15 protein-coding genes and 1 pseudogene are annotated in these 12015 nt (G+C 69.4%); 11 read left to right on the top strand and 5 right to left on the bottom strand.

Annotation, left to right across the window (positions count from 1 at the left end; genetic code table 11):
- Positions 1-145: 145 nt before the first annotated feature.
- On the top strand, positions 146-451 hold the full coding sequence (locus M8859_RS12045; RefSeq protein ID WP_249644225.1) for a hypothetical protein: 306 nt from the start codon (positions 146-148) through the stop codon (positions 449-451).
- A 500-nt stretch (positions 452-951) separates the two neighbouring features.
- Here the strand turns inward: M8859_RS12045 and M8859_RS12040 are convergent, their stop codons facing one another.
- Both M8859_RS12040 and M8859_RS12035 read right to left on the bottom strand, forming a co-directional pair.
- On the bottom strand, positions 952-1383 hold the full coding sequence (locus tag M8859_RS12040) for a nitroreductase family deazaflavin-dependent oxidoreductase (protein ID WP_159926836.1): 432 nt from the start codon (positions 1381-1383) through the stop codon (positions 952-954).
- A 94-nt stretch (positions 1384-1477) separates the two neighbouring features.
- Positions 1478-1885 (bottom strand): TIGR03668 family PPOX class F420-dependent oxidoreductase, encoded by a 408-nt coding sequence (locus tag M8859_RS12035; RefSeq protein ID WP_159926898.1) that lies wholly within the window; start codon positions 1883-1885, stop codon positions 1478-1480.
- A gap of 139 nt (positions 1886-2024) precedes the next feature.
- Here M8859_RS12035 and M8859_RS12030 point away from each other — a divergent pair, with 139 nt between their 5' ends.
- Positions 2025-2477 carry a hypothetical protein gene (locus M8859_RS12030; RefSeq protein ID WP_159926834.1) on the top strand — a complete coding sequence of 151 codons (453 nt, stop codon included), beginning with the start codon at positions 2025-2027 and terminating at the stop codon, positions 2475-2477.
- A gap of 4 nt (positions 2478-2481) precedes the next feature.
- Here the strand turns inward: M8859_RS12030 and M8859_RS12025 are convergent, their stop codons facing one another.
- Complete coding sequence (locus M8859_RS12025; protein WP_159926832.1) at positions 2482-3261, bottom strand: MBL fold metallo-hydrolase; 780 nt, start codon at positions 3259-3261, stop codon at positions 2482-2484.
- A gap of 603 nt (positions 3262-3864) precedes the next feature.
- On the opposite strand from M8859_RS12025, the gene M8859_RS12020 reads away from it, so the two are divergent.
- From M8859_RS12020 to M8859_RS11980, 9 genes are all read left to right on the top strand, one after another.
- Positions 3865-5151, top strand: a complete 1287-nt coding sequence (locus M8859_RS12020; RefSeq protein ID WP_249644224.1) for a sensor histidine kinase — start codon at positions 3865-3867, stop codon at positions 5149-5151.
- Positions 5148-5564: a roadblock/LC7 domain-containing protein gene (locus tag M8859_RS12015; RefSeq protein ID WP_159926830.1), complete on the top strand. Its 417-nt coding sequence runs from the start codon at positions 5148-5150 to the stop codon at positions 5562-5564. Before M8859_RS12020 ends, M8859_RS12015 begins: the two co-directional genes overlap by 4 nt.
- Entirely contained in the window at positions 5561-5926 is a 366-nt protein-coding gene (locus M8859_RS12010) for a DUF742 domain-containing protein (protein WP_159926828.1), read from the top strand. The genes M8859_RS12015 and M8859_RS12010 overlap by 4 nt, the downstream gene beginning before the upstream one ends.
- Positions 5907-6551, top strand: a complete 645-nt coding sequence (locus M8859_RS12005; protein WP_372492904.1) for a GTP-binding protein — start codon at positions 5907-5909, stop codon at positions 6549-6551. The genes M8859_RS12010 and M8859_RS12005 overlap by 20 nt, the downstream gene beginning before the upstream one ends.
- Positions 6548-7819: a cytochrome P450 family protein gene (locus M8859_RS12000; RefSeq protein ID WP_249644223.1), complete on the top strand. Its 1272-nt coding sequence runs from the start codon at positions 6548-6550 to the stop codon at positions 7817-7819. Before M8859_RS12005 ends, M8859_RS12000 begins: the two co-directional genes overlap by 4 nt.
- Positions 7816-9045 (top strand): cytochrome P450 family protein, encoded by a 1230-nt coding sequence (locus M8859_RS11995; RefSeq protein ID WP_249644222.1) that lies wholly within the window; start codon positions 7816-7818, stop codon positions 9043-9045. The genes M8859_RS12000 and M8859_RS11995 overlap by 4 nt, the downstream gene beginning before the upstream one ends.
- A gap of 27 nt (positions 9046-9072) precedes the next feature.
- Positions 9073-9924, top strand: a complete 852-nt coding sequence (locus M8859_RS11990; protein ID WP_159926822.1) for a helix-turn-helix transcriptional regulator — start codon at positions 9073-9075, stop codon at positions 9922-9924.
- A 76-nt stretch (positions 9925-10000) separates the two neighbouring features.
- The gene (locus M8859_RS11985; protein WP_195070664.1) at positions 10001-10771 is read left to right on the top strand and encodes an SDR family NAD(P)-dependent oxidoreductase; all 771 of its coding nucleotides are present in this window, start codon (positions 10001-10003) and stop codon (positions 10769-10771) included.
- A 67-nt stretch (positions 10772-10838) separates the two neighbouring features.
- Complete coding sequence (locus M8859_RS11980) at positions 10839-11237, top strand: NUDIX hydrolase (protein ID WP_159926818.1); 399 nt, start codon at positions 10839-10841, stop codon at positions 11235-11237.
- A gap of 183 nt (positions 11238-11420) precedes the next feature.
- Here M8859_RS11980 and M8859_RS11975 read toward each other — a convergent pair.
- Positions 11421-11660 (bottom strand): annotated as a pseudogene (locus M8859_RS11975) (PaaI family thioesterase); the annotation flags it as partial.
- A 60-nt stretch (positions 11661-11720) separates the two neighbouring features.
- On the bottom strand, positions 11721-11912 hold the full coding sequence (locus M8859_RS11970) for a DUF6011 domain-containing protein (protein WP_195139813.1): 192 nt from the start codon (positions 11910-11912) through the stop codon (positions 11721-11723).
- Between the last annotated feature and the right edge of the window lie 103 nt (positions 11913-12015).

Below are 12015 nucleotides of genomic sequence, written 5' to 3'. Positions count from 1 at the left end.
TGGCTTAGTGCTATATTTCTGAATATAATTCTCAATATTACGAATCTATCATTCGAATCCACCGATACAGCGGTCCCCGCCGCCGCTTTCTCCGCAACATCTTCGACGCCGAGTTCCGCGTGACACCTGTGGCCGACCGTGTCCGGTGTGCACCAACTGCGACTACGAGGCCGGTGATGACGACACCGACCGGCACAGCGCCCACGACCCGAACGTCTCCGTCCGGTGGCGCGGCGTCGCGGCGGCGATGTTCGCGATCGCCCGAGGCGGAAACGAATTCACGCCGCTGCTGCTCCTCGCCGCCGCCGGATCGCTGCTGCTCGCGTTCGGGTCCGCGTCGGTACCGCTGATATCGGCGGGACGGGTGCTGTGTGGCTCGGCCCTCGGATCGGCGATGGCGGTCGGCGGCAGCTGGCTCAGGCGCCGTGGCCGAACACCTTGGCGGACCTGATCAACGTGGGGCTGTGCCTGATCGCGGCCGTGTGGGTCACCCAGGCACCGGAAACCGTTACCCCGCAGAGGAATCCGGGTCGGCTTCGCGATGATCTACGAATTCCGGCTGCGGAACACCGGCGCTTTCGCACCGTCGCGATACCGGCCGCGCTGTGGCTGTTCGCCTCCGGCGCGACCGGCGTACGCGGTGCTGCCCGTGCTGATGGCGCCGCGGGTCGATGCGGCGCCGATCGCGTTCTCCGCTCTGGTGTGCGTCGTCAACCTCGGCTGCGGATTCGCGATCCAGTCCGCCGCGCGCCGGATCGACCGGCCCGGCACCGCGCGGGCGGCCGTGGTGGCGCTGAGCGCGGTGACCGGCGTTGCTTTCGTTCCTGCACAATGCCTTCGGCCTCGGCTATCCGGCGATGTTCGGCGTCGGCGCGCTCGCGGCGGCCGGATGTCTCGGTCTGGCGCTGCGCGACTACCGAGTCCGGCCGGCGCCGATCGTGGGAGAGGGTCTCATTTCTTCGGCGTCAGCAGGACGAGCGGAATCTCCCTGGTGGTCTTCGTCTGATAGTCGGCGTAGGTCGGCTGCGCGGAGGTGATCCGGGGCCATAGCTGCGCCCGTTCCTCGGCGGTGGCCACTCTGGCCGTCATCGGCACCTTGGGTCCGCTCTGCACGGACACGACGACGTCCGGCTTGTCGCGCAGGTTCAGAAACCACGCCGGGTGCACGGGGTCGCCGCCCCGCGAGGCGACGATGACGTAGGTGTCGCCGTCGACGATCGGCGCGGTGAGCATGACCGCGTGCGGGCGACCGGATTTGCGGCCGGTGGTCGTCAGCTCCAGCGACGGCATGCCGGCGAACTCGTTGCCCAGCTTCCCGAAGCTGAGCTTCAGCAGGGCGCGATGCGCCGTATTCATGGCCTTCAACGCGAAATTCGAGGGCATGCGATCCTCACGGTCAGCTCGACAGGTGGCACGGCACGACGCCTCCGCTCGAGGCCCCGGCGAATCGGACTGTACCCGAAACGGCGGTCCCCCCTCAGCGCGCGGACCACCCCGACCAGCGGGCCACATCGATGGCTATCACCGGCCCCGGTGGCGGCTGTCGCTCGTATTGGGGATAGCGCTCGGACAAACGGCGGATCGCCGCTTCCGATTCGGCGGCCTCCGCGATGCGGGCATCCCCGTCGGCGCGTGCCCACCACAGCTGGGCCCAGTCCTCGTCGTAACGGTCGACGAGCACGGTGACCGCCGGGTTCGCCGCGATATTCGCCAGCCGGCGCAGCGCGGTGGTCGTCTTCGGCTTGGCGTCGACGCTGGTGTAGATCACCTCGCCCGCCACGACGAACACGATGGGGACCAGGTGCGGGCGCAGCTGCGCCGAAACGGTTGCCAACCGCGCGACCGGACCGGTCGCGAATCGCCTGCGCGCCTCCTGTGAACTCAGCCGCACACCCACCTCCTCGAAGTCGTCACACCGGCGAATCGGGTATCGGGTCCGTTCCATCCCCTATGCAACCGGACATTTGCCGTGAAATCACGGCGATCGACAACTCCCACGCTACGGTCGAGGGAATGTTTGACCCGTGAACTGGCGAAATCACCAGAAGGTGGAGGCGGTCGTGGACATCGATATAACTGCCCGGGTGAATCTAGCGTTCGAGATGTGGGAGCGGGCGCACGGGCGACCACTGGCCGACGATACGGTCGAGACGTGGGTGACCGCGGCCGGGTACGACCTGGAGCCGGGGCAGCTGGCGAAGGTTCGGCGCGGACAGCTCACCGCACTCCCGGAGCAGGCTCGGGCCGGTCTGGCCCACGTGTTCGGGCTCGACCCCAATTACTTCGTCTTCGATCCGGGCCCCGATCGGGCCGACGACGCCGAAGTGATCGCCCACCTGGACAATTCGGCGCTGCGCCGCCTCGGCCAAGCCGTGAACGGCGTGTCGCTGCGCACGCTGTTGTACCTGGAGTCCGTCGCCGAAGTACTCCGCGAGGCCGACGGCCTGCCTCCGTGCGAGCAAACCGCGCAACTCTGATCGATCACGTCAGCGGATCGGCTTCGGCCCCGGCTCGACGGCCCGTGGGCCGGCCACACCGCTGATCCCACGGCGGGACCCATCCGCCTTCCCGCACACCTTGCCCGGCGCGCCACGCCGCGGCCGCCGCGCCGAACAGCACATCGCCGTGGCCGACACAGATCGTCTCCACTTCCAGTCCGGCCAGCCGGGCAACGGCGTCCTCCACGGCCGCGCTGTCGGCGTTGAAGACGCCGGGCATGGTGACGCCTCCGACATTCGCCAAGGTGTCGCCGGTGAACAGCAGACGATGTCGCGCCAGGTGCAGGGCGATACTGCCTGCCGTGTGCCCGGGCACGGCGATCACCTCAGCGCCCCCGCCGAAGGCGATGCGATCGGCGTCGTCGAGTTCGCGGTCCACCGGTGACGGAGGTGGCGGGGAGAACGGCGGCAGCGCCTCGGCGATGGGGATCTCCCACTCCCGCAGCACCGGCGGCGGAGCCACCCGAGAACCACGGACGACGCCTGCGTCCGCGCGATGCACCAGCACCTGCGCACCCCAGTCGCGGATCGCCGCGGCGGCGCCGATGTGGTCGGCGTGCGCGTGCGTGATCACCAGCCGGCGCACCTGCTCGCGCTCGAATCCCAGTTCCGCGAGTCCACGCCCGATCTCCTCGGCCGAACCCGGAGGGCCGCTGTCGATCAGGCTCACTTCGGCGTCGTCGTTCCACACGAAGACGTTGAGATCATTCACTTCGGGGAACTGGAGCGCATGCAGCTGGGGGCTGATCTGGAGGATTCTCATCCGAACGACGGTAGAGACCGCGCGCCCGGCGCGCCCGGCGATTCTGCCGCAGGCAGACGAGCTCCGGCGACGTGGACCCGCCCGGCACGGATCGCTTCCGCCAGACGCGACACCGCAACGGAACGCGATAATCGACATTTCAAGCACCGCCGGAAATGCGGTGTCCGGCAAACGCCGGCTATCAATAGTGAATTCTAGGCAAACCGCCATCGAACAATTCTCCAGCCGAACGAGCTGGCGCGGAGCCTTTGTGGGTCGGCGCAGTGACTTCCGAGCATCTGCGCGGCATGCGAAACATTCGGCCGAGCGCGTTCGTATCCGTTTCACTTCGAGTGGCGCCACACCGGCCGGGCGGCTATGCTCGGCCCCGCGAGATTCGAAATTGCTTGTCGGTCTGCGTATTTGGGGTGAGGTAGGCACGCAGTAGGGGGTCAGGGATGCCATTTCCCCGCGGTGAGCGCGAGTGCGGAAGTACGGAACTTGTCAGAGTCGTTGGATGTGCCGGCGAGTGAGCCCGGCGAAAGCGCTGTACGGCGCTCGAAAACGCCGTACGCGACATTGTCGGCCTGTGTTATAGCCGGCGCGGCCGTCGTCACGACGGCGGTGTACTACGCACCCGACGAATTCCGCATTTCACTCGCTGCGGGCGGCGCCGTCGCCGCGATCGCCCTGTGCGCCGCGGTGACGGCGGCGGTCCACTTCCACCGGGAAGCCCGGCACGCCCGGCGAGAGGCCGACCGAGCCCTCGCCGACCGCGCGTTCGCCGCCGCCGAGGCGCAAGCCGAGGTCACCGCCGCGAACCAGGCGGTCGCCGAGCACACAGCGCGCGCGAAGAGCAGCGAGAGCCGTCGCGCCGCGGCCATGGCGGCCTTCGCCGGGGCCGCGGGCCGCATGCAGGCGATGACCACCGGCATGCTGGCGGAGCTGCGCGAGATGGAGCATCGGCACGGCGATCCCACCGTGCTCGCCGACCTGCTGCAACTGGATCACCGCACTGCCCAGGCGGGCAGGCTGGCCGACAGCATCGCCGTGCTCAGCGGCGCGCGATCCGGCCGCAGGTGGGCCAAACCGATTGCCATGGAATCGATTCTGCGCGGCGCGATGGGACGCGTCGCCGGTTATCAGCGGGTGCGGTTGCGCGCGATCGCCGATATCGCGATCTCCGGTCACGCAGCGGAAGGCGTCATGCACGCGCTGGCGGAGCTGCTCGACAACGCTTGCAACTTCTCCCCGCCTACCACCGAGGTGCACGTCTACGCCGCCGAGGTCCCCGCGGGCGTCATCATCACCATCGAGGACAGCGGGTTGGTGATGAGCGCCTCGGCCCTGCGCCGCGCCGAGGCGGCGGTGTCGGCCACCGGACCGGACGCACGCGGCTCCGGCGTCGACCTGTCCTCGCTGACCGGGACCCGGCTCGGCCTCGCCGTGGTGGGCCATCTGGCGCGCAAGCACGGACTCACCGTCTCCTACCGGCCGTCGGCCATCGGCGGCACCGCCGTGGTCGTGGTGATCCCGCGAGATCTCACCACTCGCTCGCAACGGCCCCAGCCGTCCACCACCACCGGCACGCTGCCGGTCGCACGGGAGCGGGCCCGCACCAGCGCGCCGCCGGAACACTCGGACGCCGATCCGGAGTTCGTTCGCAGCGCCGCGCATCCACCCGCCCGGCCCGCTCCCGCCGTCGCGAGCCCGGCGCTGCCCAAGCGACGCCGAGGCAGCACGCTGGCCGCCGTCCACCCGGACGGGCTCGCGGCGCCGGAACCTGCCACGCCGGCTCCGCTCCCGGCCCGGCCGGACTCGCTCGGTGCGTTCCAGCGCGCGGTGACCAAGCGCGCGACCGACAGCGCCGCCGCCACTTCCCCCGCACCCTCCGTGGAGAACCAACCATGACAACCTCCGAGACCGCGCACCCGAGCTGGCTGTTGGAACAGCTGCTCACCCGCACCCCGCGCACCAGGCACGCCCTACTGCTGTCGAGCGACGGGCTGAAGATCTGCCACACGCCCGAACTCACCGTGGACAGGGCCGACCAGCTCGCCGCCATCGCGGCGGGCATCCAGAGCCTCTCGCACGGCGCTTCGGTGGAATTCGGCGACGGCCGGGCGGGAGTACGACAGTCGATGACCGAGTTCTACGGCGGCATCCTGTTCGTCGTCGAAGCCGGGCTCGGCGCGCACATCGCGGTCGTCGCCGCCGAGGACGCGGACGCGGGGCTGGTCGGCCACAACATGCGGGAACTGGTGGAACAGCTCGGCGAACACTTGGCGGCCACGCCGCGCTTCCCCGGAGCGGGCGTGCCGTGACCAGGCCGGGCCGGGACGACGACCCCGATCGGCTCTACACGCTGACCGGGGGGCGGAGCCAGCCGGACTCCGACACCTTCGACCTGGTCACCTTGGTGGTCAGCGAGTGCGCACCGGCGCCGGGCATGCAGTCCGAGCACGTGGCGATCCTCGACATGTGCCACGCCCCGACCTCCGTCGTCGAGATCGCCGCCCAACTGCGCATTCCGGTCGGCATCGTCACCATCCTGCTGTCGGACCTGCTGCACGCGGGCAAGATCACCGTGCGACCGCCGCAGGCCGGCCGGCCCGGCGAGCCATGGCATTCCCTGCCCGACACCACCACGCTCGAGAAGGTGCTCGTTGGACTTCGCAAACTCTGATCCGCGCCCCGCCCGCGCGGACGCACCGCTGCATCGGGCGACCAGGCGGGGACTGAAGATCGTCATCGTCGGCGGTTTCGGCGTCGGCAAGACGACGATGGTCCGCGCGGTGAGCGAGATCCGGCCCCTCGACACCGAGGCGATCATGACAGACGAGGGGCTGGACATCGACGACCCCAGCGGCGCGCCGGGCAAATCGACGACGACCGTCGCCTTCGACTTCGGACGGATCACCATCGATGACGAGCAGGTGCTGTACCTGTTCGGCGCACCGGGGCAGGAACGGTTCCGGTTCCTCTGGAATCGGCTGTTCACCGGCGCGCTCGGCGCGATCGTGCTGGTCGACCCGCACCGGATAGCGGATTCCTGGTACGCCGTCGACCGGCTGGAACACCAGAAGACGCCGTTCATAGTCGCCTGCAACGACTTCGGCGGCGGACATCGTCCCGACGAGGTCCGCGACGCGCTCGACCTCGATCCGCATGTGCCGGTGATCGACTGCGACGCCCGTTCTCGGGAGTCCGGCAAGGGCGTACTCATCACCCTCGTCGAGCACCTCTACGCCACCGCCCCGCCCCCGGCCGCCCCGCGCCCCTTGTTCCCGACTCCGGAGGCCGCGTCATGACCACGCCCGCGCCGAGTTCCACCGGCAACTGCCCCGTCCACGCCGCCCCGGTCCCGTTGAGCGGGCTGCGTTTCCACACCGACCCGCACCAGCTCTATCACGAGATGCGCCGCGAGCACGGACCGGTGGTCGCCGTCGAGTTGCCCGGCGGCGTCCCCGCGTGGCTGGTCATCGGCTACCGCGAACTGCACCAGGTGACCAGCGATCCGGAGTTGTTCCCCCGCGATGTCGGCCGGTGGAACCAGTGGCCGAACATCCCGCCGGACTGGCCGCTGCTGCCGATGGTAGGGCAGCCGATGCCGTCGATCTATTTCACCGCGGGCGCGGAGCACCGCAGGCACGTGGCGATGGTGGAGCCCGCGCTGGAGAGCGTCGACACCTTCGAATTGCGGCGCACCTGCGAGGACCTGGCCGACCGCCTGATCGACGCGTTCTGTGGCCGGGGCGAAGCGGAGCTGGTCGCCGATTTCGCCGAGCCGCTGCCGGTGCTGGCCCTGGCGCGGATCCTCGGTTTCCCCGACGAGGACGGACCGCGGCTGGCCTGGACGATGAAGACGCTCGCCGACGGCGGGGCCGACGCCCAGGCCGCGCATCAGCAGTTCGCCGAGCACATACAGCGCCTGCTCGCGACCAAGCAGGCCGCGCCGGGCGCCGACCTCGTGTCCTGGATGCTGGCCCATCCCGGCCCGTTCACCGATCAGGAATACGTCTTGGACCTGATGGCGGTCACCGCCGCGGGGTATCTGCCCACGGCCGACTGGATCGGAAACTCGGTGCGGCTGATGCTCACCGACGACAGGTTCGCCGCCGCGCTCGGCGGCGGGCGCCACAGTGTGGGACAGGCGATGAACGAAGTGCTGTGGGAGGACACGCCGACCCAGATCCTGGCCGGGCGCTGGGCCGCCCGCGACACCCGGCTGGGTGACAAGGTCATCCGAGCCGGGGACATGCTGCTGCTCGGGTTGGCCGCGGCCAACGCCGATCCCCATGTGCGCCAGCATGTCCGCGACGGCGCCGAACCGGCGCACGCAGGCAACAGCGCGCATTTCGCGTTCAGCTACGGCGAATACCGCTGCCCCTTTCCCGCGCAAGAGATCGCCGAGGTCATCGCGCGCACCGGCATCGAGGTCCTGCTCGACCGGCTGCCTGACCTCGACCTGGCGGTGCCCGCCCAGAACCTGGTCCGTCGGCCCTCTGCCTTCCTGCGCGGCATGACATCCCTCCCCGTCCGTTTCACACCCGTTCGTACCGTCGGAGGTGCCCCGTGAGCAGAGAATGCCCGCATGCCGCAACCCTTGCCATCGATCCGATGGTCGGTGACCTGGCCGCAGAGACCAGCCTGCTGCGCGCCGCGGGCCCGCTCGCCCGGATCGAACTGCTCGGCGTACCCGCCTGGACCGTCACTCAGCACGCGCTGGCCAGGCAACTGCTCGTCGACACCAGGCTGGTCAAGGACATCGGCGCCTGGTCGCTGTGGCGGTCCGGCGTGGTGACCAGGCAGTGGCCGCTGATCGGCATGATCGACGCGGGCCGTTCCATGTTCACCGTCGACGGCGCCGAACACCGCAGACTGCGGATCAAGACCACCCAGGCGTTGACCAAACGCAGGCTGGACGCGCTACGCCCGGCGATCGAGCGCATGACCGCCGAACTGCTTGACGACCTCGCCGAGGCCGGACGCGACGGCGTGGTGGACCTCAAGACGGTGTTCGCCTATCCGCTGCCGATGCGGGTCATCAGTGAGCTGATGGGCGTGGATCGGGCCGACCATCCGATGCTGCTCAGCTGGTACGAAGCGTTCTTCTCCCTGCTGACGCCGCAGGGTGAGCGGCTGCGGGTGATCGACGAGCTGGACGCCTACTTCACCGAACTGGTGCGCAAGAAGGCCGCCGATCCGACCGACGACCTGACCAGCGCTTTCCTCGTCGGCGGCGAGACCGAGCCGCTGACCGAGGAAGAGGTGGTCGGCAACCTGAAAGCGCTGGTGGCCGCCGGGCACGAAACGACGATCGGGCTCATCCTCAACGCGGTGCGCGCCCTGCTGGGACGCCCGGAACAGTTGAGCGCCGTTCGCGCGGGCGATCTGACGTGGGATGCCGCGGTGGAGGAAACCCTGCGCTGGGACAGCCCGGTGACCCATCTGCTGATGCGGTTCGCGACCGAGGACATCGTCGTCGGCGACACCGTCATCGAGAAGGGCGAGGGAGTCGTCATGTCCTACCGCGCGATCGGGCGGGACCTCGCCGTGCACGGCCCGGACGCCGACGAGTTCGACGTCGCCCGCCCCACGGCGAACCGGCACTTGGCATTCGGTTACGGCCCGCACATCTGCCCGGGTGCGGCGCTGGCCCGCTTGGAAGCGGGAATCGCGCTGCCCGCCTTGTTCGCCCGCTTCCCCGGCCTGCGCTTCGCCGTGCCGGTCGAGGAGATCCGCAATCTGCCGGTGCTCACCCAGAACGACCTCGAAGCGTTCCCGGTGTATATCGGGAACTGATCCGAAGCGCCGATTGTTACCGTGGCTATGGCCAGCGAAACCTCGGCGGAGCTGCACCGGCGTGCCCAGCTCCGCGACTTCCTCCGCACCCGTAGAGCCCGGCTGACGCCGCAGGACGTCGGCCTGTCGGCGGTAGGCCGTCGCCGGACGCCCGGGCTGCGGCGGGAGGAGGTCGCGATGCTCGCCGGCGTGGGCGTGTCCTGGTACACGTGGCTGGAGCAGGGACGCGACATCACGGTGTCGGCGGAGGTACTCGACGCGATCGGCGCGGCACTGCGCCTGTCCGGGCCGGAGCGCAGGCATCTGTATCTGCTCGCCGGCCTCAACCCGCCGCCGTCCGGCCGCACGCGCGACACCGAGGTCACCCCGCAGCTGCGTGGGCTGATCGAGGCGTGGGGCTCGCGACCCGCGGTGCTGCGTGACCGCTGCTGGAATCTGCTCACGGTCAACGACGCGGCGCGAGCCGTCTTCGGATTCACCGACGCCGACCACAACTGCTTGATCTCGTTCTTCACCAACGCCAGGTATCGCGGAATGCACGTGGAGTGGGCCGCGATCGCGCCCGCGGTCGTTGCCGCGTTCCGTGCCGACGCGGCGCATGCCCCCGGTGACCCGGAGTTCGGCCGGGTGGTCGGCGAACTCACCGCCGCGAGCCCCGAGTTCGCCCGGTTGTGGGCCCGCCACGACGTGGACGCCGCCGTCCAAGCCGTGAAGGCGGTGCGCCATCCGGAGGCCGGTGACCTGCTGTTCGACACGACCACCCTCGCGGTGGCCGACCACCCGGACTGGTTCCTGGTGCTCTACAACCCGCAACCGGGCACCGAGACCGCGCAGCGAGTCGAAGGGCTGACGCGGATCGGACTCGCCGTCTCGGCATGAGGCATAACCTGGTGGTGCCACACCTAGGTCAACTGGACACTGTTCGGCCCGTGCTCGCTTCGGCACGCTGATTCCCATGACGCACAACATCTCCCGATTCGACGGCAAGGTCGCACTCATCACCGGCGGTTCGAGCGGCATGGGACTGGCCACCGCACGACGGCTGCTCGCCGAAGGCGCGCAGGTGGTCATCACCGGCCGGGACAAGACTCGGCTGGACGCCGCGCTCGAAGAGTTGAACGGCGACGACCGTGTGATCGCGATCCGGGCCGACGTGGGGCGTCTGGCCGACCTCGACGCGCTCACCGCCGCCATCGGCGACCGGCACGGACGCTTGGACGTGGTATTCGCCAACGCGGGGGTCGCGTCGTTCGGGCCGAGCGGCGAGATCACCGAGGACGAGTTCGATCGCGTCGTGGACATCAACTTCAAAGGCGTCTTCTTCACCATCCAGAAGGCCCTGCCGCTGTTGTCCGAGCACGCGGCGATCGTCATCAACGCGTCGTGGACGCTGCACCGCGGTCTGCCCGGCGGCTCCTTGTACGCGGCCACCAAAGCGGCCGTGCACAACCTGGCCCGCACCTTCGCGGCAGAGTTGGGGCCGCGCGGAATCCGGGTCAATTCCGTGAGCCCCGGCTACATCGAGACGCCCATGTTCCATGACAACGTCGGCCCCGAAGCGCACACCGCCGTGCTCGCCGAGGTCGCGGCCCGCCGGTTGGGCACCGCCGAGGATGTCGCCGACGCCGTGGCATTCCTCGCCTCCGCCGAGGCGTCCTACGTCAACGGGCAGGACCTGATCATCGACGGCGGCTTGGTCGCGGCCGTCTCCCGTGAGCTGATCTGACCGGCCGGTGGGCGGCGGCTGGAAATCCGGTCGACGCCCCGTTCGGGCCGCTCAGTACAGTGGGCCGGTGATTCGCACAGCCGCGCTGGCCCATGTCCGGGATCGTCGCCTGTTGCAGGCGCGCTCGGTCGGCAAGGAAGTCTTCTACATGGCCGGCGGCAAGATCGACCCCGGTGAGACGCCCGAGGCGGCGTTGCGCCGCGAGGTGCGCGAAGAACTCGGTGTGGGCGTCGTCTCCTTCGATGAACTCGGAGTGTTCCAGGCCGAGGCGTATGGGCACTCCCCCGGCACCCGGCTGCACATGACCTGCTTCACCGCGGAACTCGACGGCGAACCGCGACCGACCAGCGAGATCGCCGAGCTGCGCTACTTCACCGTCAGCGAGTACGCCGCGATGGACCACGTGGCCCCCGGCTCGATGCTGGTCTTCCGCAGACTCCACGAACTCGGCGCGGTCGACTGGTAGCCCACCGGGATACCCCCCCGTGACGGCGAGCAGCGCCTACCCCTCGGGCCGAGTCCTGCCCGGCCCGAGGTGGCGTACTTCCAGCAGCGCGAGCGGCGCGCCGAAACAGGCACCATGCGGGGGTGAGCGCTCCGAAGCTCGCACCGGCGACCGACGCGATCGAATACCGGCCAGCTTCTGCGGCTAGCCGCTGGCCGCCCGCGAGGTCAGCCGCGAGCCGTCCAGCGTCACCGACCGGATGAAGTTCACCTTCAGCTCCAGCGTCGTATACGCCACGCCATCACCGAGTTTCGTGAAGACGGCGCTGCCCATCGCCGTATTCATCAAGGTGGACAGCACACCGCCGTGCACGGTGAACATCGCGTTGATGGTGGCCGGGTTGGGGTCGAGGTAGTACCGGGTGTAACCGTCGCCCGCCGTCTCCGTGGCGAATCCGCCACTTCTCGCATACGGGACGACCGCGCCGGCACCAGCGCGATCACCTCATGCCGCGATGTCGAACAAGGTCAGCTCCCGTGGTTGTCGTGCGGCGACGGCGCGCAGTTCGGCGCTTTCCCGGACCGCGCAGGTCGGCCCGATGCCTCGAGCCACCGATTCGGGTGACAGCAGCCAGCCGCGGCAACGGCGGCAATGCGCGACAAGTCTCACGGTGGGGGCTTCGCCGGTCTCAGCCATGTCTTCTCCTCCGGCCGGGCAGATCTGTCGACAGCCTGACATAAGGGACCGACATCGAATCGAGAGTCGGGGGTGGTCAACAGGTCCGCGGCTCCAGCACCCG

This window comes from Nocardia sputi (assembly GCF_023501985.1).
Note: the sequence above shows the minus strand (reverse complement) of the source record. Positions and strands in the feature narration are given on the sequence as shown.